Source organism: Streptomyces sp. XM4193 (assembly GCF_023072595.1).
Classification (GTDB): Bacteria; Actinomycetota; Actinomycetes; order Streptomycetales; family Streptomycetaceae; genus Streptomyces.
The window spans coordinates 271,971-295,139 of the sequence record NZ_JALLGK010000006.1; the positions used below are offsets into that span (position 1 = coordinate 271,971).

Here is a 23,169-nt window from a genome sequence, read left to right on the forward strand (position 1 = left end):
GCGTATCCAACCGTTGTCCCCGGCATTCTGCGCAGACATCACAGGCGGCGGGAACGCGAGAGCCCTGAACTTCGCTGTGAGAAACCCAACTCGCCTGCGATTGCCTGGCGATGAGCGTCGGAGCAGCACCACCGACACGGCAGCTCGGGCGACCGCGCGCCGCCCGGTGGGACGGCTCGTCCCACCGGGCGGCGCGGCCGGAGCCCGCGGACCACCGGGCTGTCGGGCCGTCGGGCCGTCGGACCACCGGGCTGTCGGTGACGCTTTCAGCCGCGGGCGCGGAAGTCCGCCGCGGCGTACAGCGCGGTGTCCGGGTGGTCGGCGAAGATCCCGTCGATCCCGGTGTCGAAGTACGCCCGGAGCGCACCGAAGGCGTCGCCGAAGGCGTTCGGGTCCTCGCCGCGACGGAACTCGGCGGGCAGGAAGGAGTTCTCGTTGCGCAGGGTGTACGGGTGCAGCACCAGCCCCTTGGCGTGCGCGTCGCGCACCAGGTTGGTGGGCTCGCCCAGGCTGCCGTCCTGGCGGCGCGGGATGACCAGGCTCAGTTCGGGGCCGATGCCCTGGGCGTAGGAGGCGATCTCCCGCAGCCCGGCGGGCGTGATCAGATCGCGCACCGTGCGCGGGTCGCCGGACTCGACGAAGTCCCAGGGCCGGGAGTCGATGGTGGACAGCAGCACCACACCCGGAGTGTCGACCTGCTTCCTGAGCCGCTCGATGCTGCTCGGCTCGAAGGACTGGAGGAAGAGCGGGGCGCGACGGCCGTCCAGCCCGTACTTGCGCAGCAGCCGTACGAGGGGCTTCTCCAGCCCGAGGCCGAGCTTGCGGAAGTACGTGGGGTGCTTGGTCTCCACGTACAGCCAGACCGGGCGGCCCCGCTTACGGCCCTCGGTGCGGGCCCAGCGCAGGACCTCCTCGAAGGTGGGTACCTCCCAACGGCCGTTGTAGAGGGTGTTGTTCGGGCGCTGCTTCGGGATGCGCTCGGTGGCGCGCAGGGTCTTGAGCTCGGCGAGCGTGAAGTCCTCGGTGAACCAGCCGGTGTACTCCACCCCGTCGACGGACTTGGTCGTCCGGCGATCGGCGAACTCCGGGTGGTCCGCGACGTCGGTGGTGGCGGTGATGTCGTTCTCGTGGCGGCAGACCAGGTGGCCGTCCTTGGTCGGGACGAGGTCCTGCTCGATCACGTCGGCGCCCATGTCCAGGGCGAACTGGTAGGAGCCGAGGGTGTGTTCCGGCCGGTAGCCGCTCGCACCGCGGTGCGCGACCACGGTGGGCACGGGCAGCTTCGGCGGGCGGCCCGCCTGCGCGGGGCGGCCCTCGGCGGCGGCGCTGCCGGTCGCGGCGAGAGTGGCACCGGCGCCGAGAGCGGCAGCCGCTCCCAGCAGGGCCCGTCTGCCCGGACGGCTCTCCGGTCGCTGCACCTGGTCCATGAGCTCTCCTCACTGCTGGGTCGGTCCCAACGACGCACCTTCGCTGCGGAGTTGGGCCTCCGAGTCACTCGCGCGCCGTGGTGGGCGCCGCGCGCTGAAGGTTAGAGGGGAACGGCTTACACCGGGGAGACGTTCGTCGGAACATGACAGAAACACACGTCACACGGGTTCCGGGCTCATCCGTGCGGCGGACACCCGCGACACGAGGGAAGATGGACGATGAGTATCGTCCAGGGCGGCGCGCACCATCAGCCGCCGCCCGGACGTCCGGTACCCGGGCGACCCCCGGGACGACCGCGGCAGGCCGTGCGGGACCGACGTGGATCCACGGAGGACCGGCACGTACCGCCCAACGACCTGACCACAGCGGCCGAGACGGCCGAGACCTGTCGCGAGTGCGCGACAACCGGAGGCGAAAGAACCGTGAAGGCCCGATTCCTTCTCATCAAGGTGCTGTGCAAGCCGCTGCTGCGCGTGCTGTTCCGGCCCCGTGTGGAGGGCATCGAACATGTGCCGGGCTCGGGGCCGGTGATCCTCGCCGGCAACCACCTCACCTTCATCGACTCCGTGGTACTGCCCATCGTCAGCAGGCGGCAGGTCTTCTTCATCGGCAAGGACGAGTACGTCACCGGGCGCGGGATCAAGGGCCGGCTGATGGCCTGGTTCTTCACCGGTGTCGGCATGGTCCCGGTCGACCGGGACGGCAGCCACGGCGGTGTCGCGGCGCTGATGACCGGGCGGCGCATCCTGGAGGAGGGCCGGGTCTTCGCGATCTACCCGGAGGGCACCCGCTCCCCCGACGGCCGCCTCTACCGGGGCCGTACCGGCATCGCGCGGATGGCGCTGATGACGGGTGCGCCCGTCGTCCCGTTCGCGCTGATCGGCACCGACCGGGTGCAGCCGACGGGCAAGGGGATGCCCCGGCTGGGCCCCGGCCGCAGCATCACCGTGCGCTTCGGCGAGCCGCTGGACTTCTCCCGCTACGAGGGCATGGACCGCGACCGCTACGTGCTGCGCGCCGTCACCGACGAGGTCATGAGCGAGGTCCGCGAACTGTCCGGCCAGGAGTACGTGGACATGTACGCCACCAAGGCGCGGGCGGCGGGCGCCGCGAGCCGCGCCGCCTCCGAGCGCCGGGGCGGCTCCGAGGGCCGGGGCGGCTCCGAGGGCCGGGGCGACGCGAAGGCCGCCTGAACCGGCTCCGCCGCAGCCGCGGTACGGGGCGCGCTCCCCGCCCGTACGGGCCGGCTGCCGCCACGGCGCGTCGGCCCGTACGGCCGCGGGGGTCCGTGAGGTGCTCAGGGGCAGCGCGGTCGGGGGCAGCGCGGGCGAGGGCAGTGCAGTCGGGGTGCTGGGCTCAGTGCCAGGGCAGAGCGGCGCGCGTCTGCCAGTAGGCCTCCGGCTCCTCGGCCAACTCCGTGAGTGCGGCCAGCTGTTCGTCGTCGAGGTCGACCGTGACCGCGTGCAGGTTGGCGAACAGCTGCTCGGTGGTGACGGCCCCCGACAGCACCGTCGTGACCCAGGGCCGGTGGAGCATCGCCGCCATCGCCACCGCGTCGGTGGTGGCGCCGCACTCCTCGGCGACGCGGTGCAGCGCGGCGGGAGCGGCCTCGGGAGCGAGCCTGCCGTTGGCCATCGCCTCCTTGACGATGACGTACAGCCCCGCCTCGTGCGCTTCGGCCAGCGCCTCGCCGACCGAGGACTCCAGCAGGTTGCAGGTCGCCTGGACGCTGCGGAACAGCCGCTCTCCCCCGGGCGCGACGCGCAGTGCGGCACGCACCGCCTCCGCCTGCCGCGGCCCGCTGACCGACAGCCCGACCGAGACACCGTCGGCGGCCTGCTCCGCCAGCCGCTCCTGGAGGGCCGCGTCGGTGAGCACCGGACTGTCCGGGGTGACGGAGTGCACCTGGTACAAGTCCGGTCGGCCGCCGAGGAGTTCGACGCTCTCCGCGTACTGCGTCGTACACATCGCGGCCGAGTGCTCCTTGACCTCGTGCACATCGGCGACCACCCGCCAGTTCGCGGTGTAGGCGTAGCCCCATTTGCTGCCGACCACCACGTCCCGCGCCTCGGGACGGTCGGCGAGCCACTGGCCGAGGAACTCCTCCGCCCGTCCGTAGCTGCGTGCGGTGTCGACGTAGCGGACGCCCTGCGCGTACGCCGCGTCCAGCAGCTGGTGGGTACGGGCGCGCAGGGCGTCGGGCGAGCGGTCGTCGGGAAGGTCGCGGTCGCGGCCGAGGTTCAGATAGCCGGGTCTGCCCAGGGCCGCCAGCCCGAGCCCGATCTGTGCGGTGGGCGTGGTGGCTTCGGCGAGTCGGGACAGCGGCATCGCGTACTCCGGTGGGACGGCGTGGACGGCTGACTCACTCCACCGTAACCGCGCCGCTCCACCGGGGTCCGCCCGCCGGGACCGGTGCCGCCGGGACCGGCGGGCACGGCTGCGCGGGTCCCGGCGGGGGCGGGCCGCCGCTACCGCACCTGGTCGGCCCACCGGCGCTGGACGGCGAGCTCCGCCCTGACCTCCTCCAACTGCACGGCGACCGCGGCCGGGGCCGTGCCTCCGCGGCCGCTGCGGGAGGCCAGCGCGCCCGGAACGTTCAGCACCGTGCGGACCTCGGGGGTCAGATGCGGCGAGATCTTCGCGAACTGCTCGTCGCTCAGCCCGTCCAGCTCGATCCCCTCCGCCTCGCAGACCTTGACGCACTCCCCCGCCACCTCGTGCGCGACGCGGAAGGGCACTCCCCGCCGCACCAGCCACTCGGCGATGTCGGTGGCCAGCGAGAAGCCGGCCGGCGCCAGCTCCGCCATCCGCTCCGCGTTCACCGTGAGGGTCGCCATCATCCCGGTGAACGCCGGGAGCAGCACCTCGAGTTGGTCGCAGGAGTCGAAGACCGGCTCCTTGTCCTCCTGGAGGTCGCGGTTGTAGGCGAGCGGGAGCGCCTTGAGGGTGGCGAGCAGTCCGGTCAGATTGCCGATCAGCCGGCCGGACTTGCCGCGCGCCAGCTCGGCGATGTCCGGGTTCTTCTTCTGCGGCATGATCGAGGAGCCGGTGGAGAACGCGTCGTGGAGGGTGACGAAGGAGAACTCCTTGGTGTTCCAGATGATCACTTCCTCGGCGATCCTGGAGAGGTCGACCCCGATCATCGCCGTGACGAACGCGAACTCGGCGACGAAGTCGCGCGAGGCCGTTCCGTCGATGGAGTTCCCCACCGAGCCGCGCTCGAAGCCGAGGTCGGCGGCGACCGCCTCCGGGTCGAGGCCGAGCGAGGAACCGGCGAGCGCACCGGAGCCGTAGGGCGAGACGGCGGTGCGCTCGTCCCACTGGCGCAGCCGCTCGCCGTTGCGGCCCAACGCCTGTGCGTGGGCGAGGACATGGTGGGCGAAGAGCACCGGCTGCGCGTGCTGGAGGTGGGTGCGGCCGGGCATCGCGACGTCGGGGTGCGCCTCGGCGAGGCCGACCAGGGCCTGCTGGAGGTCGGCGAGCAGACCGCCGACGATCCGCGCGTGGTCGCGCAGATACATCCGGAAGAGGGTCGCCACCTGGTCGTTGCGCGAGCGCCCGGCGCGCAGCTTGCCGCCGAGGTCGGGGCCGACGCGCTCCAGCAGGCCGCGCTCCAGGGCGGTGTGGACGTCCTCGTCGGCGACGGTGCCGGTGAAGGACCCGTCGGCGACGTCCGCGGCGAGCCGGTCCAGACCCTCGTGCATACGGGCCAGCTCGTCCTCGGTGAGCAGCCCGGCCTTGCGCAGGACCTTGGCGTGCGCCCGGGATCCGGCGATGTCGTAGGGGGCCAGACGCCAGTCGAAGTGGACCGAGGCGCTCAGCCGCTCCAGTGCCTCGGAGGGCCCGTCCGCGAAACGGCCGCCCCACAGCCGTACGTCGCCCTCGCCGCCGGGCCGGGGTGCCTCTGTCATCTCGCTGTGCTCCTCGTGGATGAGTGTCGGCCGCCTCCCCTGCTCGCGGGGGAGACGGCCGAGGCCCTGTACGGGCGTTGCTGTCGTGAGTTGCGAAGTGCGGCGCGGGCCGCGGGACTTACTGTGCCAGATCCCGCTTGGCGGCGATCTTGCTCGACAGGCCGAAGATCTCGATGAAGCCCTTGGACATCGACTGGTCGAAGGTGTCACCGGTGTCGTAGGTGGCGAGGTTGAAGTCGTACAGCGACTGGGCGGAACGCCGGCCGGTGACGGTGGCCCGACCGCCCTGGAGCGTCATCCGGATCTCACCGGTGACGTGCTCGTTCGCCTCGGCGACGAAGCCGTCCAGCGCGCGCTTGAGCGGCGAGAACCACAGGCCGTCGTAGACCAGCTCGGTCCAGCGCAGCTCCACCTGCCGCTTGTAGCGGGCCAGCTCGCGCTCGACGGTGACCGCCTCCAGCTCCTGGTGCGCGGTGATCAGCGCGATGGCGCCCGGGGCCTCGTACACCTCGCGGGACTTGATGCCCACCAGGCGGTCCTCGACCATGTCGATCCGGCCGATGCCCTGGGCGCCGGCGCGCTCGTTGAGCTGCTGGATCGCCTGGAGGACGGTGACCGGGCGGCCGTCGATCGCGACGGGCACGCCCTTCTCGAAGGCGATGACGACCTCGTCAGACTCCTGGGCGGTGGCCGGGTTGGAGGTGTACTCGTAGAGGTCCTCGATCGGGGCGTTCCAGATGTCCTCCAGGAAGCCGGTCTCCACCGCGCGCCCGAAGACGTTCTGGTCGATGGAGTAGGGCGACTTCTTGGTGGTGGCGATCGGCAGGCCCTTGTCCTCGCAGAACGCGATGGCCTTGTCCCGGGTCATGGCGTAGTCCCGGACCGGCGCGATGCACTTGAGCTGCGGGGCGAGGGACTGGATGCCGGCCTCGAAGCGGACCTGGTCGTTGCCCTTGCCGGTGCAGCCGTGCGCGACCGTGCTCGCGCCGTGCTTCTCGGCGGCGGCGACCAGGTGCTTGACGATGGTCGGCCGCGAGAGCGCGGAGACCAGCGGGTACTTGTCCATGTAGAGCGCGTTGGCCTTGATCGCGGGGAGGCAGTACTCCTCGGCGAACTCGTCCTTGGCGTCGGCGACTTCGGCCTCCACCGCGCCGCAGGCGAGCGCACGCTTGCGGATCACATCGAGGTCCTCGCCGCCCTGGCCGACATCCACGGCGACGGCGATGACCTCGGCTCCCGTCTCCTCGGCGATCCAGCCGATGCAGACGGAGGTGTCCAGGCCACCGGAGTAGGCAAGTACGACGCGCTCGGTCACGGTGTTGCTCCTTACGATCCATGCGGTGACAGGTATAAGTATGCATCGACTCGTATGGAACGTCAAAGCGCCTGATGAAGAGGGGTATAACAGCCTGCGGACGGCGGATACGGCGCCCGGACAGGGAGTGCCGACGGGCAGCGGGTTCGCGTGGGCCACGCGGGTCAGCGGCGCGAACCGGTGCGCGGTGCGGGTGCGGCGGGTGTGACCGCGCGGGTTCGCGGTGCGGGTGGCGCCGTGGTGGCGGTCAGCCCGGGAGGTCGCCGTCGCGGTGGTGCAGCACGTCCGCGAGTACGGCGGTGTGGGCGTGCTCCAGATCCTTGGTCGCGGTGAGCAGGGTGAGCGGACCGTCCTGCGCCAGCTCCGCGAGACGCTCGACCGCCTCGCGGGCCCGCGCCGTCTCCAGCTCGGCACGGTATCTGCGGGCGAACTCCGGGTAGCGGTCCACCCGGTGGCCGTACCAGCGGCGCAGCTCCGGGCTGGGCGCGACGTCCTTGGCCCACTCGTCCAGCGCCGCGGCCTCCTTGGACAGGCCCCGCGGCCAGAGCCGGTCCACCAGAACCCGCCGGCCGTCGGCTGTCTCGCGGCGGTCGTAGACCCTGCGCACCCGCGGTTCTCTCCTCATACCACGAGGCTAGGGCCCGCCGCCGGAACCTGCCGGACCGACGAAGGCCCGCACGAGCCGCGCCCGGAACCGACCGCACGAATCCCGGTGCGTACCGCGTCGACCGGCGGCGGACGGCGGCCGTCCACTCCCCGGGGAGTGGACGGCCGCCGCGGAGGCTCCGTACGCGGTCAGTCCCAGCGGTCCTGGTTGAGGAAGCGCGCGACTCCGCGCCAGGAGTTGGCCCCCATCGCGCCGTCGATCGGGCCGGTGTAGCCGTGTTCGGCGGCCAGCCGCTGGAGCGCGGAGTAGGTGGCGGCGCCGGGCACGCCGTCGATGGGACCGGTGTAGCCCCAGCCGTCGCGCAGTGCGCGCTGGAGCGCGGAGTAGGTGCCCTTGCCGGGGGCGCCGTCGACGGGACCGGTGTAGCCGGCTTCGAGGGACAGCCACTTCTGGGCTCGCTGCCAGAAGATGACCCCGGGCACCCCGTCCTGCTCCGTGCCGGTCTTGGGCAGCTTCCCGCCGCCCCCGCCGACGTACTCGACCGGGTTGATGCGGGTGCCGTTCGGGTTGATCATGTGCCAGTGCAGATGGGGGCCGGTCGATTCGCCCGAGCCCGGGGCGCCCGGTTCGCCGCCGGAGAGCCCGACGATCGCACCGGCGGCCACCCTTGTGCCGTTGTCCAGGACGAACTGCGAAAGGTGCATGTACTGGGTGCGGTAGCCGTTGTCGTGCGCGATCGTCACGGTGTGGCCGCCGGTCCCGTTCTCGGGGATGTTGGTGACGACTCCGCCGCCGCAGGCCGGGAGCCCGGTGCCCACGCCCATGCCGAAGTCGATGCCGCCGAGCGATCCGCGTCCGATGTGGTCCTGCCAGGTTCCCGTCACGGGGTAGCCGGTGAAGGGGTGGTAGAAGTCGGAGGCGGTCTGTACGGCGGCGGCGTTGCGCGTCGCGGCGAAGACACCGCCGACCGCGAGCGCCGCGGTGGTCGTCACCGCGGCGGACCCGCGCAGCAGACCTCGTCTGCTGAGGACGAACTCACCCGACGAAGACTCCGATGTGGGCATGACAACCTCCGGTGTGGGGACCGCGGAAGGTGAAAGCTAGCCGAATCCGCTTTCCCGCGGAAGGCCGTCCCGCAACCACCCCAACCGGAGCGCCACACTCCGCCGCCTCGCCCCCGCACACTCCGCGCCGCGTCCTTCCCCGCTGGTCAGCGCTCCTTCTGGGCGAGACGCAGCATGTGGTCCGCCAGCTCCTGACCGCCGCTCGGATCGCGGCTGATCAGCAGCAGGGTGTCGTCCCCGGCGATGGTGCCGATGATCTCGAAGAGCTCCGCCGCGTCCACCGCCGAGGCGAGGAACTGCGCCGCCCCCGGAGGCGTACGGAGCACCACCAGATTCGCCGACGCCTCGGCGGAGATGAGGAGTTCGGCCGCCAGACGGGACAGCCGGCCCTCGGTGGCGGACTCCCCCAGCGGCGCCCGGGGCGTACGGAAACCGCCCTCGCTCGGTACTGCGTAGATCAGCTCGCCCTGGGAGTTGCGGATCTTCACCGCCCCCAGCTCGTCGAGGTCGCGGGAGAGCGTGGCCTGGGTGACCGAAAGGCCGTCGTCCAGCAGCAGCTTGGCCAACTGGCTCTGGGAGCGCACCAGTTGGCGTCCCAGGATGTCCACGATGCGGCGGTGGCGCGCGGTACGCGTCTGGGGCACGGCGGGCCCGACGGTCTGCCCTTCGGTCATCGTCACTCTCCGGCTCGTTGGCTGCGGTGCACTGTGTCCAGGACCGCGGGCAGTGCCCGGACGAGCGCATCCGCCTCCTCCACGCCGAGGATCAGCGGAGGGGCGAGCCGCAGAACGTGCGGTGCGACGGCGTTGACCAGGAAGCCCGAATCCTGAGCCGCTTGCTGCGCCTGCGGCGCCACCGGCTCGGTGAGCACGATACCCAGCAGCAGTCCCTCGCCGCGCACTTGGTCGACCAGCGGGTGGCCGAGGGCGTGCACCGACTCCTTCAGCCGGGCGCCCAGCCGCTGTACGTGCGCCAGCAGCCCTTCGCGCTCGATGGTCTCCAGCACGGCGAGCGCCGCTGCGCAGGAGACCGGGTTCCCGCCGAAGGTCGAACCGTGCTCACCGGGGCCCAGCAGGCCGGCGGCCGGGCCGAAGGCGAGTACGGCGCCGATCGGCAGCCCGCCGCCCAGCCCCTTGGCGAGGGTGATGACGTCCGCCTCCACGCCCTGCGCCAGGCTCGCGAACCAGTGCCCGGTGCGGCCGATCCCGGTCTGCACCTCGTCGACCACCAGCAGGGCACCGGCGGCGGCGGTGATCTCCCGGGCCGCGGCCAGGTAGCCCGGCGGCGGGAGGACGACTCCGTTCTCCCCCTGCACGGGCTCGACCACGAACATCGCGGTCTCCTCGGTGATCGCCGCGCGCAGCGCCTCGACGTCCCCGTAGGGCACATGCGTCACCTCGCCGGGCAGCGGCAGGAACGGCTGCTGCTTGGCCGGTTGTCCGGTCAGCGCGAGCGCACCCATGGTGCGGCCGTGGAAGCCGCCCTCGGTGGCGACCATGTGGGTCCGGCCGGTGCGGCGGCCGATCTTGAACGCCGCCTCCAGCGCCTCCGCCCCGGAGTTGCCGAAGTAGACGGCGCCCGGGCGGCCGGCGAGTTCCAGCAGCCGTTCGGCGAGCGCTACCGGGGGCTCGGCGACGAAGAGGTTGGAGACATGTCCGAGCAGGGCGACCTGCTCGGTGACGGCGCGCACCACCGCCGGGTGGCCGGTGCCGAGCGAGTTGACGGCGATCCCGCCGACGAAGTCCAGGTACTCCCTGCCCTCGGCGTCCCACAGCCGCGCGCCCTCGCCCCGGGCGAGCGGCAGCCGCGGAGTGCCGTAGTTGTTCATCAACGCGCCCTGCCAGCGGGCGGTGAGCGCCCCGTTGCCCGCGGTGCCTGCGTTGCCGGCAGGCGTCGGCGCTACGGCGGTGGTGGGCGTCTGCGCAACGGCGGCGGGCTCCTGGCCCCGGCCGGTCGCGGTGCGTGCGTCGGTTGCCCGGTGTGCGGACGTCATGCCCGGTCCCCCTCGGTCGCTTCGGTCTTCCCGTGGTGCCGGCTTCCCCCGGTGCCGGGCGGAGCCGGCGGACTCGGGGCGTCCTCCGGGCCGCCGGGGTCGTCCGGCACCACCATCGTGCCGATGCCCTCGTCGGTGAAGATCTCCAGCAGGATGCTGTGCGGCACCCGCCCGTCGATCACGCGGGCGGTGCGCACACCGTGCCGCACCGCGTACCGGCAGCCCTCCATCTTCGGCACCATGCCGCTGGCCAACTCCGGGAGGAGGCGGTCCAGCTCGCTCACGGTCAGCCTGCTGATGACGTCGTCGCTGTGCGGCCAGTCCGCGTACAGCCCCTCGACGTCGGTGAGGACCATCAGCGTCTCGGCACCCAGTGCTGCGGCGAGCGCGGCGGCGGCCGTGTCGGCGTTGACGTTGTAGACGCCGGGTCCGGCGGAACCCGCGGGCTCGTCGGCGCTGCGGGCGATGGAGGAGATGACCGGGATGCGGCCGTCGTCCAGCAGTGCCTCGACGGCGCCGGTGTCGATCTCGGCGATGTCGCCGACCCGGCCGATGTCCACGCGCTCGCCGTCGATGTCGGCGAACCGCCGTGTCGCCGCGAAGAGATGGGCGTCCTCACCCGTCATGCCGACCGCGAGGGGGCCGTGCTGGTTCAGGAGGCCGACCAGCTCGCGCTGCACCTGCCCGGCCAGCACCATCCGTACGACGTCCATCATCTCCGGCGTGGTCACCCGCAGCCCGGCCTTGAACTCCGACTCCATCCCGAGCCGGTCGAGCTGGGCGCTGATCTGGGGTCCGCCGCCGTGCACGACGACCGGGCGCAGGCCCGCGTGGCGCAGAAAGACGACGTCCTGGGCGAAGGCGGCCTTCAGCTCCTCGTCGATCATGGCGTTGCCGCCGAACTTGACGACGACGGTGCGGCCGTGATGGCGGGTCAGCCAGGGCAGCGCCTCGATGAGCGTGCGGGCCTTGGGCAGGGCGGTGTGGGCTCGGGTGCTCATGAGGAGTACGCGCTGTTCTCGTGGACGTAGTCGGCGGTCAGATCGTTGGTCCAGATCACCGCGGTCTCCTGGCCCGCGGCCAGGTCGGCGGTGATGCGCACCTCCCGGTAGCGCATGTCCACCAGCGAACGGTCCTCCCCCACCTGCCCCTTGCGGCAGACCCAGACGTCGTTGATGGCCACGTTCAGCTCGTCCGGGTCGAAGGTCGCCGAGGTGGTGCCGATCGCGGACAGTACGCGGCCCCAGTTGGGGTCCTCGCCGTGCAGCGCGCATTTGAGCAGGTTGTTGCGGGCGATCGAGCGGCCGACCTCGACGGCCTCGTCCTCGCTCGCGGCGCCGACCACCTCGATCCGGATGTCCTTGGAGGCGCCCTCGGCGTCCCGTACGAGCTGGAGCGCCAGATCCGCGCAGAGGGCGCGCACCGCCTCGGCGAACTCGTCCTGCTCCGGGCGGACTTGAGAAGCACCGGAGGCCAGCAGCAGCACCGTGTCGTTGGTGGACATGCAGCCGTCGGAGTCCACCCGGTCGAAGGTGGTGCGGGTGGCGGCGCGCAGCGCGGAGTCCAGCTCGGCGGCCGGGACCTCGGCGTCGGTGGTGAGCACGACGAGCATGGTGGCGAGTCCGGGGGCCAGCATGCCGGCGCCCTTGGCCATGCCGCCCACCGTGTAGCCGTCCGCCTCGACGACCGCGGTCTTGTGCACGCTGTCGGTGGTCTTGATGGCGATGGCGGCCTTCTCGCCGCCGTGCGGGGAGAGCGAGCGGGCCGCGGCGTCGACACCGGTCAGCAGGCTGTCCATCGGCAGCCGCAGTCCGATCAGCCCGGTGGAGGCGACGGCCACCTCGGCCGGGCTGTGCCCCAGCGCCCCGGCGACCCGCTCGGCGGTCGCGTGGGTGTCCTGGAAGCCGGGCGCACCCGTACAGGCGTTGGCGCCACCGGAGTTGAGGACGACCGCGGACACCTGCCCGCCGCGCAGCACCTGCTCGGACCAGAGCACCGGCGCCGCCTTGACGCGGTTGCTGGTGAAGACCCCTGCGGCGTCCAGGCGCGGCCCGCCGTTGACCACCAGGGCCAGGTCCGGGTTGCCGTTCTCCTTGATCCCGGCGGCGATGCCCGCTGCCGTGAATCCCTTCGCCGCGGTCACGCTCACGGTGCCACTCCGATCGTGGGAAGTCCGAGCTCCTCGGGGAGTCCGAGGGCGAGGTTCATGCTCTGCACCGCGCCGCCCGCGGTGCCCTTGGTGAGGTTGTCGACGGCGCTGACGACGACGACCCGATCCGCGTCCGGGTCGTGGGCGACCTGGAGCAGCACCGAGTTGGAGCCGTACACCGCCGCGGTGGACGGCCACTGGCCCGGCGGCAGCAGCTCGACGAACGGCTCGTCGGCGTACGCCTTCTCGTACGTCTCGCGCAGCCGGTCGGCGGTGAGGCCGGGCAGCGCCTTGGCGCTGCTGGTGGCGAGGATCCCGCGGGACATCGGCGCGAGGGTGGGGGTGAAGGAGACGCTCACCGGCCGGCCTGCCGCCGCGGAGAGGTTCTGTGCCATCTCCGGGGTGTGCCGATGCACACCGCCGACGCCGTAGGGGCTCATCGAACCCATCACCTCGCTGCCCAGCAGATGCGGTTTGAGCGCTTTGCCCGCCCCGGAGGTGCCGGTCGCCGCGACGACCACGGCCTCCGGCTCGACCAGCCCGGCCGCGTGGGCGGGGGCCAGGGCGAGCGTCACGGCGGTCGGGTAGCAACCCGGCACGGCGATGCGTCTGGCGCCGCGCAACTCCTCGCGCGCGCCGGGCAGTTCGGGCAGTCCGTACGGCCAGGTGCCGGCGTGCGGGGTGTCGTACCAGCGCTGCCAGGCGCCTGCGTCGACCAGCCGGAAGTCGGCGCCGCAGTCGACGATCAGCGTCCGCTCGTCGAGCAGAGCCGCGAGCTCGGCGGACCGGCCGTGCGGCAGGGCGAGGAAGACCGCGTCGTGCCCCGCCAGCACCTCCGCGGTGGTGGGCTCCAGCACTCGGTCTGCGAGAGGTCGCAGCTGCGGTTGCAGCGCACCCAGTCGCTGCCCCGCGTTGGACCCGGCGGTCAGCGCCCCGATCTCCACCCGCGGATGCTGGACGAGCAGACGCAGCAGCTCACCGCCCGCGTACCCGCTCGCCCCCGCCACCGCTACACGTACCGTCATCGTTCCTCCCTTGAGACAGCATGACTATACGAAGCGATGCACTTCTATGCAATCGACATCTCAGCAGGTGACACGGGGCTGCGCGGCAGAGCGTGCCTGCCCCGGCCCGCGGGCGGTCCACGGCGGGCGGGGAAGGCGGCAGCGGTTCCTCGCGTGCGGAGGAGGGCCGCCGATGAGTTTCCGGCTGCCCTCCGGTCCGTACAGCCGACACCTCGGGAAAGGACACCACCATGTCGGAGCTTCTCGTCGACTTCATCACCTCGCTCGACGGCTGTGCCTCGGGAGAGGGCTGGCCCGGATTCTGGGGCCTGGAGAGCCCGGAGTACCTCGCGTGGCTCGGCGAACAGCCGGAGCCCACCCACCTGATGGGGGCGAACACCTACCGGCTGATGTCGGGCTTCGCCGCGGGCGAGGTCCCGGACGGCCAGGACGAGTTCAGGCCCGAGGAGGAGGAGTCCGTCGACGGGCTCACCCGGGCGGCCAAGGTGGTCTTCTCCTCCTCGCTGGAGGCGCCGCTGACCTGGGCCAACTCCACGCTGGTCCGTGACGACGCCGTCGAGGCGGTCCGTGCCATGAAGTCGAGCGGCACCGGCCTCCTCAGCACGATCGGCAGCCTGAGCCTGTGCCGGTCCCTGTTGCGCGCCGGGCTCGTCGACCGCTTCCGGGTCGTGATGTTCCCCGTCATCACCGGCACCACGGGCTCGGAACGCATCTACGACGGCTATCCGGACGTCGCGCTCGACATGACCGACCACCGCACCTTCGAGGGCGGCATCCAGCTCGTCGAGTACGCGCCCCGGGTGCTCGAACACCCGCCGCTCGGCGGCCCCGCGTGACGGACGCGCGGGCCGACGGGCGGGTTTGGCGCGCGTGACGGACGCGCGGGGCCGACGGGCGGGGCGGCTGCGTGTGCGTCAGCCGGCCCGGTCGGCCCGGTCGGGGGCGCCGAACCAGCGGGTCAGCCGGGAGTGCAGCTCCGAGCGGTCCTCGCCGGCCCAGGCGACGTACCCGTCGGGCCGCAGCAGTACGGCGGGCGCGCCCAAATCCGCGCACGGGTCCACCACATGGTCCACCCGGCCCTCCCAGCCCGCCGCCGACAGACTGCCGGCCGGGTCGAGCAGCAGCCCGCGCCCGGAGTGCATCAGCCCGTACAGCCGGCCGCTCCCGAGCGGCCGGTCGCGCAGCCGCAGACCGACCGACTCGTGCCCGCCGCCGAGGTCGTAGCGGATCCCGAGGGCGGTGATCTTCTCGATCAGATACCGGTTGACCTCCTCGAACCCGGCCAGCTCGACGAGGAGTCGGCGCACCGCGCGCGCACCGGCGTCCTGCGACATCAGGTGCATCTGCGCCCGGGTGTTGTCCAGGACGGCTTCCGCGACGGGACGGCGTTCGCTCTCGTAGGTGTCCAACAGGCTCTCGGGCGTCCGGTGTCCGAGGACCGAGGCGAGTTTCCAGCCGAGGTTGAAGGCGTCCTGGAGACCGAGGTTGAGGCCCTGGCCGCCCGTCGGCGGGTGGATGTGCGCGGCGTCGCCCGCCAACAGCACCCGGCCCACCCGGTAGCGCTCCGCCAGCCTCGTCGCATCGCCGAAACGAGAGATCCATTTCGGCGAATGCGCCCCGAAGTCCGTCCCCCCGTACGCCCGCAACTGACGTTGGAACTCCTCCAGCGTCGGCGGGACGCTGCGGTCCTCGGCGACGCCCTCGGCCGGCACCAGGAAGCGGTACGACCCGTCCGCGAGCGGCATGCCGCCGAAGCGCCGCTCGGTCTTGCGCACCTCGGCCGTCACCGCCTCCAGCTCCTGCGGCGTCGCGGTCAGCCGGATCTCGCTCAACAGCGACTCGACGCGGCTGGGTTCGCCGGGGAAGCCGACGCCCAGCAGCTTGCGGACCGTACTGCGCCCACCGTCGCACCCCACCGCGTACCGCGCCCGCAGCCGGGTGCTCCCGGCGCCCGGGCCCCGCGCGGCGTCCGCACCGGACAGCTCGACGGTGACCGCCTCCGCGTCCTGCTCGACGCCGATGACCTCGCTGCCGCGGCGGATCTCGACGCCGAGGCCCAGCGCGTGCTCCAGCAGCAGCCGCTCGGTGGCGGGCTGCTGGATGCCCAGCACATAGGAGTGCGCGGTGTCCAGATCCGCCGGCCAGTGGCTGCCGATCCCGGCGAACATCCCGCCCACACGGTGCTGCGTCCCCTCGGCGAGGAACTTCTCCAACAGCCCGCGCTGGTCCATGATCTCGATGCTGCGCACATGGAGTCCGAGCGCGCGCACCTCCCCCGTCGGCTCGGCCAGCCTCTCCAGCACCAGCACCCGGCGACCGCGCAGTCGCAGCTCCGCGGCCAGCATCAGACCGGTCGGCCCGCAGCCGATCACGATCACGTCGTACATCGAACCCCCACCCCGGGCTCCGCGGAGCCCTCGAAGGGGCGCCCCGGAACCTCGTACACGGACACCGGTCGAACCTGCGACAGAGCATGGCAGAACACGCATTCGTCACAAGGGTGCGAATGCGCGGTTACCGGCTTTGGAGCGACGATTCTGCGCCGCACAGGGGGCCTTGCCGCAAGCCCCCCTGTGCGCTATACGTTGAGAGTGGCAAGGAGCGCGCGCTCCTTGCCTTCGGTGTTTCACGGGCACGCTTCCCCAGGCCCCGCACGCCGGTCGCGGCCCGCCGGTGTCCGAGCATGCCGACGGCCCGCGCAGCCGCCGGTGCGAGCGGGCGGGTGCACGGGCCGAGCGGCGCCTTCGCCGCGGACCGGCGGCGGGTCAGTGGGTCGGGGCGCCGAACCAGCGGGCGAGCCGGTCCCGCAGCTCCGCCTGGTCCTCGCCGACCCAGGCCACATGCCCGTCGGGGCGCAGCAGTACGGCCGGAGCGTCCAACTCCTCGCTGGTGTCGGCCAGTTGGTCCACCCGACTGTGCCATCCCGCGGCCGAGAGCCGACCGGTCTGGTCGAGCAGCAGACCGCGGCCCGCGTGCAACTGCCCGTACAACCTGCCCGCCTTGAGCGGGATGTCCTTCAGCCGGCGGCCGACCAGCTCGTGGCCCCCGTCGATGTCGTAGCGGGTGGACAGGGCCGTCACCATCTCGATCAGATGGCGGTTGACCTCGTCGAACTCCATCAGCCGGGACATCAGCGCACGCAGCGCCAACGCTCCGGGACCGGTGGACATCAGCAGGGTCTGGGCCCGGGTGTTGTCCAGCACGTCCGCGGCGACCGGCCGACGCTCGCTTTCGTAGGTGTCCAGCAGACCGTCGGGTGCCCAGCCGCCGACGGTGGCGGCGAGTTTCCAGCCGAGGTTGAAGGCGTCCTGGAGACCGAGGTTGAGGCCCTGGCCGCCGGCCGGCGGATGGATGTGCGCGGCATCGCCCGCCAACAGCACCCGCCCCACCCGATAACGCTCCGCCAGCCTCGTCGCATCACCGAAACGAGAGATCCACCTCGGCGAATGCGCCCCGAAGTCCGTACCCCCGTACGCCCGCAGCTGACTCCGCAGATCCTCCAGCGTCGGCGGGACGCTGCGGTCCTCGGCGACACCGTCCGCGGGCACGACGACCCGGTGGACCCCTTCGCCCACCGGCATCGCGCCGAACTTCAGCTCGGTCCTGCGGACCTTCGCCATCACCTCGGCCAGCTCCTGCGGGGAGGCGGTCAGCGACACCTCGGCCAACAGGGTCTCGACCCGGCTGGGTTCGCCGGGGAAGTCGACGCCCAGCAGCTTGCGGACCGTACTGCGCCCGCCGTCGCACCCCACCACGTACCGCGCCCGCAGCCGCGTGCTCCCGGCGCCGGAGCGCGCGCCGGGGGCGGGGCCGGACCGGCTGTCCTCACCGGGTCCGGACAGTTCGACGGTCACTCCCTCGGCGTCCTGCATCAGCCCGACCACCCGCCGGCCGCGGCGCAGCTCGACTCCCAGTCCGACCGCGTGCTCGGTCAGCAGTCGCTCGGTGACCGGTTGCGGCACTGCCAGGACGTAGGAGTGCGCGGTGTCCAGCCCCTCGGGCCACTCCTTGCCCAGCCCGGCGAACACGCCGCCGGTCCTCACCTGTTGGCCGACCTCCAGGAACTTCTCCAGCAGACCCCGCTGGTCCAGCACCTCGGCGCTGCGCGCGTGCAGACCCGGCGCGCGCACTTCAGCGGTCGGCTCGTGCTCCTTGTCCAGCACCAGGACGTCTGCCCCGTGCAGGCGCAGCTCCCCCGCGAGCATCAGCCCCGTGGGCCCGCTCCCGACCACGATCACATCGAACATGAATCCCCCACCCACTGACGATGTCGACGTCGCCGCCCGCTGCGGCTGTCGGCCGCGCGGGCGTCGAGCATGGCCGAGATTCTGCGCCGCCGACGGGGCACCTCGACAAGACCTCGCGCAATTGGTGCGGACAGTGGCAACACCTCTGGACTCACGCCCCCGGATGCGTTACGGGCGCGACCCGCCGGAGCCCGCGGTGTTCCGCCCGGTCCGCCCGGTCCGCCCCGCCTCAACCGGTCCCGCCGCATCGAGGGCAGCGGGGCCGCGGCGGGAACGTGCGAGGTCCGGGGGTTCGGACGTGCGCGAACGGCCGTGAAAGGATCGCGCCATGACCGATTTCGCCACTCCGAAGCAGCTCGCCGACCGCACCGCCGCCGCGGTGGAGGCGGCCGTGACCGCCGGGCGGGAGCTGGGCCTGACCGTGACGGACGCCAGGGTGCTGCACGACGTCTTCTCCGTGGTCGTCCACCTCGCCCCCGCGCCGGTGGTGGCCCGGGTCCCCACCGTGCTGCCGGAGTCGACCGACCTCCTCGCGCTGGCCCGCCGCCAGCGCGAGGAACTGGCGGTCACACGCTGGCTGGCGGATCGCGGAACGCCGGTCGTGCCGCCCAGCCCCCTGGTCCCGGCCGAACCGGTGCAGCGCGGCGGCTTCTCCATGACGTTCTGGGAGTTCCTGGAGGAGGACCGGGAGGCGGAGCCCGACTACGCGAGGAACGCCGAGCTCACCGCCGAGCTGCACGCGGCGCTTCGGGACTACCCGGGCGAGCTGCCCTTCCTCTCGGCCGCCGAACCGGACTACGTCGAGGACAGTCTGGCCGCGCTGGAGGGCCGCACCGATCTGATCGACCCCGCGCTGCTGGAGCGGGCGCGCCGGGAGTGGGAGGTGCTGGGGCCGCTGGTGCGGTCGCGCGCGGCGTTCGAGGAGGCGTTCCCGGGCGCGGAGCTGCAACCGGTGCACGGCGACTGCCCGCCCGCGAACATCTTCCAGGGCGTCGACGGCCACCGCTTCGCCGACTTCGAGCTGATCACCCTGGGCCCCGCCGAATGGGACCTGGCCTCGCTCGGCGCGGAGTTGGGCGCGGCGTACGACCGGGGCGCTCGGCACCACGGCCTGCGCCCGCTGGACCCGCGGGTACAGCGCTTCGTCGATGCGGTCGGCATGTTGCGGGTGGTGGCCACCCTCACGCTCGTGCCCCAACTCCCCGTGCTGGCGGACTACTTGAAGCCGGCGCTGGAGCAGTGGCCGACGATGCCGTTCGCCGGCGGCCTGGCGGACTGACGGCCGTCCCGCGGGAGTACGGCGCGACCGGCGGTGGCACGCGCCCGGCGAGGCGGTGGATACGGGTGCCCGCGGGCCGGGTGCGGTCGCCCGTGGGACGGGCCCCTCGCGGGCCGGGTGCGGTCGCTCGTGGACGGGCCGCTCGCGGGCCCGGCGCGGGCGGCGCGGCTAGAGCGTGATCAGCAGGAGCAGCAGACCGCAGGCGATCGCGACGATGAACGCCAGGCCGAGCGGGTTGCGGTGGTTGACGATCCAGCCGCCCCCGAAACGCCAGTAGACGAACAGTGGTTCGCGCGAGTGTCGGGACATGGCTGAAAGCGTAGTGGAGTGCTCCGGGTCTGACAGGAGGGCCTCGGCGGCGCCGGGCCCGGGTCAGTCACAGGACAGGCACCAGTTCCGCGGACTGCCGGTGAGGGTGACGGTCGCCAGGGCGTGCGCGTCGATGCGCCAGTACGTGTCCGGGGGAACGCGCAGCGCGTAGCAGAGCGCGGCGCGTACGACGGCGGGTTCCGCGACCGCCATCATCCAGCCGTCCTCCTCCAGCGGCCGGGTGTCCAGCCAGCCGCCTATCCGGGTGATGAAACCGGTCAGTGTCTCGCCGCCGTGCGGAGCGGCCCGGGGGTCTGCCAGCCAGGCGTCGAAGGCCTCCGGTTCGGCGGCGGCGACCTCGCGCAGCGTACGACCGCGCCAGCGGCCCATGTCGCAGTCGCGCAGGGCCGGTTGGGCGAGCGGGGCGAGGCCCAGCGCATGGCCGGTCTCGCGGCACCGTTCGGTGGGCGAGCGGTAGCGCAGCCCGGCGGCGGCGAGTCCGTGCAGCACCGGCGCGCGGTGGTGGATCTCCTGCCAGCCGGCGTGGTCCAGCGGTCGGTCGTCGTCGAAGCGTGCGTCGAGCAGGGGGGAGCTGCGGGCAGCGGTCAGCAGCGTCAGACGGCAGCGCATGGCCGGATCGTAGGGCGGCGCGACCGAATGTTCGATACCGCGCGCAGCGCCGTGCAGCCGGCGGGACGCGGTTGGCCGGAAACGAACGTGCGCCCTTGCGCACCGCGGCCCTCGCGTCGCGCACCGCGCCCACCGGGCCGACCTGTGCCCGCGGCGGCGGCCCGGATCCCCGTACAGCCGCGGACCGGCGCCGCGGTACGGCGAGCAGGGCGGGACCGGCCCCGCCGAGAACCCGCCGGTTCTCCGCACCCGCGTACAGGCTTGTCGACCTCGACGCCGACACCGACGCCGAGCCCCCCGGGGCTGCGGTCACTCCGAGATGCCCAGCCGGCGGCAGGCCGCGGCGAGCCGGGCGATGCCCTCGGTCAGCTCGCCGACGCTGTCGGGGGTGGCGATGCTCAACCGCAGGTGCGGTCCGGGCGCCTCGGCCGCGAAGTAGGGGCGTCCCGGGGCGAGCGCGACCCCCTCGGCGAGGGCTGCCGCCAGTACGGCCTGCTCGTCGCTCCCGCCGGGGAGCGCGAGCCACAGATGGAAGCCCCCGCGCGGCACGTGCTCCAGCCGCAGCGCGGGCGCCATCCGCAGCAGCGCGGCGACCGCCGCCTCCCGGCGCGTCCTCAACTCCGCGGCGACCGCCCGCAGATGACGCGGCCACGCGGGCGTACCGACCAGCTCGATCGTCGCTTCCTGGAGGGGCCTCGGCACATAGAAGCTGTCGACCAGCTGAATCGCCCGCAGCCGTTCCACGACCGGGCCGCGGGCGGCGAGCGCGCCGATCCGCAGATTGGGCGAGGTGCTCTTGGTCAGCGAGCAGATGTGGACGACCACTCCGTCCTCGTCGTCGGCCGCGAGCGTACGGGGCAGCGGGCCGGCGTCCTCGTGCACCAGCCGCCGCGCGTAGTCGTCCTCGACGACGAAGGCGCCGGCGGCGCGGGCGGCGGCCAGCACCGGCCGCCGCCGGGATTGCGCGAGCACTCCGCCGCCGGGGTTGCGGAACAGCGGCTGGCACAGCAGCACCCGGGCACCGGTCGCGCGGAACGCCTGCGCCAGCAGATCCGGGCGCACGCCCTCGGCGTCGGCGGGCACCGGGACCGGCCGCAGACCGGAGGCCCGCGCGACCGCGAGCATCCCCGGGTACGTCGGCGACTCGACCAGGACCGGAGCCCCGGGCGGCGCCAGGGCGCGCAGCGCGGTGGTGATCGCGCTCTGTCCGCCGGCGGTGACCAGTACGTCGGAGGGGTCCAGCGGCCCGCTCGCACCGCCGATCTCCCGCGCGAACCAGCCGCGCAGCTCGGCCACGCCCTCCAGGGGCGGCGGCCCCCACACGCCGGGGCGCCGGGCCGCCCGGGCGAACGCGGCGGCCATCGCCCGCTCGGGCTGGAGCCGGGTCGGCAGATAGCCGCCGTGCAGCGGGATGACGCCCTCGGGCGGAGTGCTCAGGGTCGCGAGCAGCCCCGAGGCGTCCACCGTGCGCGGCACCTGGTCCGGCGCGGACTCGGCGGAGAGCGCCACTTCCTGCCAGGAGGTGTCGGCCGGCGGACGCGGCGTCACCGACCCGGGGGCGGCACGGAAGGCGCCCGCTCCGGGCCGGGTGACCACCAGCCCCTCGGCAGCGAGCTGCGCCAGCGCACGAGTAACGGTCACCGGACTCACACGGTAGCGCTCCATGAGAGCGCGACTGGACGGCAGCTTCCCACCGGGTGCGTAAAGCCCCAGCTCCGAGCGGAGGGAATCCACCAGATCGCGCACGCTGCTACTGTGACCCATGAGAGCAGAGGATAGCGCTACCGCACACAAGTCGATAGCAATAGCAGAGCCGGGGCCCCTGTCGCGCACACTCTCCGACCGCCGGGGCACGGCGCTCGCGGCCACCGGCGTCATCGCCTTCTCCCTCACCTTCCCCGCCACCGCCTGGGCGCTGGAGGGGCTCGGCGCCTGGTCCGCGACCGCGCTGCGCATGGCACTCGCCGGCCTCCTCGCCGCGTCGACCCTGTGGTTCGCGGGCGCGAGGCGGCCCGCGCGGCGACACTGGCCGGCACTGGCGACCGTCGGCGGCGGCGTGGTCCTCGGCTTCCCGCTGCTGACCACGCTCGCACTCCAGACCTCCAGCACCTCGCACGCGGCGGTGGTCGTCGGCCTGCTGCCCATCACCACGGCCGCCTACAACTCCTGGCGGCACGGCATCCGCCACAGCACCCTCTTCTGGGCGGCGGCGGTCGCGGGCGCACTGCTCGTGGGCGGCTTCGCGCTCTGGGAGAGCGGCGGCGGGCTGACCACCGGCGATCTCTTCCTCTTCGGCGCGCTGCTGGTGTGCGCCGCCGGGTACGGCGAGGGCGGCCGGCTCGCCCGCGAACTGCCCGGCTGGCAGGTCATCGGCTGGCCGCTGGCGGTGGCGCTGCCGTTCGCGGTCTGCGCCGCGCTGGTCGCGCTCAGCCTGGAGCCCGCGGAACCGACGCTGCGCACGGTGGCGGGCCTGGCCTGGCTGGCCTGCGGTTCGCAGTGGCTGGGCCTGGTGGTCTGGTACCGGGGAATGTCGGTGATCGGCGTCGGACGCGCCAGCCAACTCCAGCTCGCCCAGCCCCTGCTCACCCTGGTGTGGTCGGTCGTGCTGGTCGGCGAGCACCTCGGGCCGCTCGCGCCGGTTGCGGCGGTGGGCGTACTGGCGTGCATCGTCGTGACGCAGCGCAGCGGCTCCCCCGCACAGCGATCCCCCGCGACCCCCGCGGACACGGCACCAACGGCGGGCACGACTCCGACGGCGGGCACGGCTCCGGCGGCAGCCACAGAGCGCACGGCCCCGGAAGCGGGCGCGGGGTCACCCGAGGGGCGTCACCGGGAGAGGAAAGTAGAATCGAACATCGACGCACATTGACCGATATGGACTGACTCGTTCACTCGAGAGCAACCCACTCCGAACAGTCGGCGAAGTCCCGGCCGGCGGAAGTGCCGGCCCACCCACCGCTCGCGCAGGAGGCCCGTCATGCACGCGGAGAACGGCGACAAACTGCTGGTGCACGGCCGTACGGTCGGCCACGGCGACCAGGTGGCCGAGATCGTCGAAGTCCTCGGCAGCGGCGGCGAACCGCCCTACCGGGTGCGCTACGAGGACGGCCACGAGACGTTGATGTCCCCCGGACCCGACTGCGTCGTACGGCGCGGAACGGACCACGAACGCGGCTGAGCACGACAGTGCGCCGCCCGCCGCGCGACGACCG

The 23,169-nt window shown here is 72.9% G+C and carries 21 protein-coding genes; 5 read left to right on the forward strand and 16 right to left on the reverse strand.

The genetic code is table 11. The annotated features are described in order from the left end of the window. Positions 1 to 266: 266 nt before the first annotated feature. Entirely contained in the window at positions 267 to 1,427 is a 1,161-nt protein-coding gene (locus MTQ01_RS18005; protein ID WP_247491593.1) for a glycerophosphodiester phosphodiesterase, read from the reverse strand. 423 nt (positions 1,428 to 1,850) lie between these two features. Here MTQ01_RS18005 and MTQ01_RS18010 point away from each other — a divergent pair, with 423 nt between their 5' ends. After that, complete coding sequence (locus tag MTQ01_RS18010; RefSeq protein ID WP_247491594.1) at positions 1,851 to 2,621, forward strand: lysophospholipid acyltransferase family protein; 771 nt, start codon at positions 1,851 to 1,853, stop codon at positions 2,619 to 2,621. A gap of 163 nt (positions 2,622 to 2,784) precedes the next feature. Here MTQ01_RS18010 and MTQ01_RS18015 read toward each other — a convergent pair whose 3' ends face one another. From MTQ01_RS18015 to argC, 10 genes are all read right to left on the reverse strand, one after another. Next, the gene (locus MTQ01_RS18015) at positions 2,785 to 3,756 is read right to left on the reverse strand and encodes an aldo/keto reductase (RefSeq protein WP_247491595.1); all 972 of its coding nucleotides are present in this window, start codon (positions 3,754 to 3,756) and stop codon (positions 2,785 to 2,787) included. Between the two features lie 140 nt (positions 3,757 to 3,896). Then, positions 3,897 to 5,339: an argininosuccinate lyase gene (gene argH, locus MTQ01_RS18020; protein ID WP_247491596.1), complete on the reverse strand. Its 1,443-nt coding sequence runs from the start codon at positions 5,337 to 5,339 to the stop codon at positions 3,897 to 3,899. Between the two features lie 118 nt (positions 5,340 to 5,457). After that, complete coding sequence (locus MTQ01_RS18025) at positions 5,458 to 6,654, reverse strand: argininosuccinate synthase (RefSeq protein WP_247491597.1); 1,197 nt, start codon at positions 6,652 to 6,654, stop codon at positions 5,458 to 5,460. Between the two features lie 247 nt (positions 6,655 to 6,901). Then, positions 6,902 to 7,279 (reverse strand): DUF488 domain-containing protein, encoded by a 378-nt coding sequence (locus tag MTQ01_RS18030; protein ID WP_247491598.1) that lies wholly within the window; start codon positions 7,277 to 7,279, stop codon positions 6,902 to 6,904. A gap of 170 nt (positions 7,280 to 7,449) precedes the next feature. After that, entirely contained in the window at positions 7,450 to 8,325 is an 876-nt protein-coding gene (locus tag MTQ01_RS18035) for a M23 family metallopeptidase (RefSeq protein WP_247491599.1), read from the reverse strand. A 146-nt stretch (positions 8,326 to 8,471) separates the two neighbouring features. After that, positions 8,472 to 8,999: an arginine repressor gene (locus MTQ01_RS18040; RefSeq protein WP_247491601.1), complete on the reverse strand. Its 528-nt coding sequence runs from the start codon at positions 8,997 to 8,999 to the stop codon at positions 8,472 to 8,474. 2 nt (positions 9,000 to 9,001) lie between these two features. Beyond that, positions 9,002 to 10,318 (reverse strand): acetylornithine transaminase, encoded by a 1,317-nt coding sequence (locus MTQ01_RS18045; protein ID WP_282613800.1) that lies wholly within the window; start codon positions 10,316 to 10,318, stop codon positions 9,002 to 9,004. After that, positions 10,315 to 11,319: an acetylglutamate kinase gene (gene argB, locus MTQ01_RS18050; RefSeq protein ID WP_247491602.1), complete on the reverse strand. Its 1,005-nt coding sequence runs from the start codon at positions 11,317 to 11,319 to the stop codon at positions 10,315 to 10,317. The genes MTQ01_RS18045 and argB overlap by 4 nt, the downstream gene beginning before the upstream one ends. Further along, a complete protein-coding gene (gene argJ / locus MTQ01_RS18055) occupies positions 11,316 to 12,467 on the reverse strand; it encodes a bifunctional glutamate N-acetyltransferase/amino-acid acetyltransferase ArgJ (protein ID WP_247491603.1) in 1,152 nt (383 codons plus the stop codon). Before argJ ends, argB begins: the two co-directional genes overlap by 4 nt. Next, entirely contained in the window at positions 12,464 to 13,492 is a 1,029-nt protein-coding gene (gene argC, locus MTQ01_RS18060; protein WP_247491604.1) for an N-acetyl-gamma-glutamyl-phosphate reductase, read from the reverse strand. Before argC ends, argJ begins: the two co-directional genes overlap by 4 nt. 230 nt (positions 13,493 to 13,722) lie before the next feature. Between argC and MTQ01_RS18065 the strand changes: the two genes are divergently transcribed. Beyond that, positions 13,723 to 14,328, forward strand: coding sequence for a dihydrofolate reductase family protein (locus MTQ01_RS18065; RefSeq protein ID WP_247491605.1), 606 nt, complete (start codon positions 13,723 to 13,725; stop codon positions 14,326 to 14,328). A 78-nt stretch (positions 14,329 to 14,406) separates the two neighbouring features. Here MTQ01_RS18065 and MTQ01_RS18070 read toward each other — a convergent pair whose 3' ends face one another. Both MTQ01_RS18070 and rox read right to left on the reverse strand, forming a co-directional pair. Further along, positions 14,407 to 15,879, reverse strand: coding sequence for an FAD-dependent monooxygenase (locus MTQ01_RS18070; RefSeq protein ID WP_247491606.1), 1,473 nt, complete (start codon positions 15,877 to 15,879; stop codon positions 14,407 to 14,409). Between the two features lie 378 nt (positions 15,880 to 16,257). Further along, positions 16,258 to 17,739 (reverse strand): rifampin monooxygenase, encoded by a 1,482-nt coding sequence (rox, locus tag MTQ01_RS18075; protein ID WP_247491607.1) that lies wholly within the window; start codon positions 17,737 to 17,739, stop codon positions 16,258 to 16,260. Positions 17,740 to 18,067: 328 nt separating this feature from the next. Here rox and MTQ01_RS18080 point away from each other — a divergent pair, with 328 nt between their 5' ends. Next, on the forward strand, positions 18,068 to 19,018 hold the full coding sequence (locus MTQ01_RS18080) for a phosphotransferase (protein ID WP_247491608.1): 951 nt from the start codon (positions 18,068 to 18,070) through the stop codon (positions 19,016 to 19,018). Between the two features lie 168 nt (positions 19,019 to 19,186). Here MTQ01_RS18080 and MTQ01_RS18085 read toward each other — a convergent pair whose 3' ends face one another. From MTQ01_RS18085 to MTQ01_RS18095, 3 genes are all read right to left on the reverse strand, one after another. Continuing rightward, entirely contained in the window at positions 19,187 to 19,327 is a 141-nt protein-coding gene (locus tag MTQ01_RS18085; protein ID WP_247491609.1) for a hypothetical protein, read from the reverse strand. Between the two features lie 63 nt (positions 19,328 to 19,390). Further along, positions 19,391 to 19,957, reverse strand: a complete 567-nt coding sequence (locus tag MTQ01_RS18090; protein ID WP_247491610.1) for a histidine phosphatase family protein — start codon at positions 19,955 to 19,957, stop codon at positions 19,391 to 19,393. A gap of 309 nt (positions 19,958 to 20,266) precedes the next feature. Next, positions 20,267 to 21,721 carry a PLP-dependent aminotransferase family protein gene (locus tag MTQ01_RS18095; RefSeq protein WP_247491613.1) on the reverse strand — a complete coding sequence of 485 codons (1,455 nt, stop codon included), beginning with the start codon at positions 21,719 to 21,721 and terminating at the stop codon, positions 20,267 to 20,269. On the opposite strand from MTQ01_RS18095, the gene MTQ01_RS18100 reads away from it, so the two are divergent. Together MTQ01_RS18100 and MTQ01_RS18105 are read left to right on the forward strand one after the other, a co-directional pair. After that, a complete protein-coding gene (locus tag MTQ01_RS18100) occupies positions 21,720 to 22,826 on the forward strand; it encodes a DMT family transporter (protein WP_308294413.1) in 1,107 nt (368 codons plus the stop codon). The genes MTQ01_RS18095 and MTQ01_RS18100 overlap by 2 nt on opposite strands. A gap of 108 nt (positions 22,827 to 22,934) precedes the next feature. Continuing rightward, entirely contained in the window at positions 22,935 to 23,135 is a 201-nt protein-coding gene (locus tag MTQ01_RS18105) for a DUF1918 domain-containing protein (RefSeq protein ID WP_247491615.1), read from the forward strand. Positions 23,136 to 23,169: the final 34 nt, after the last annotated feature.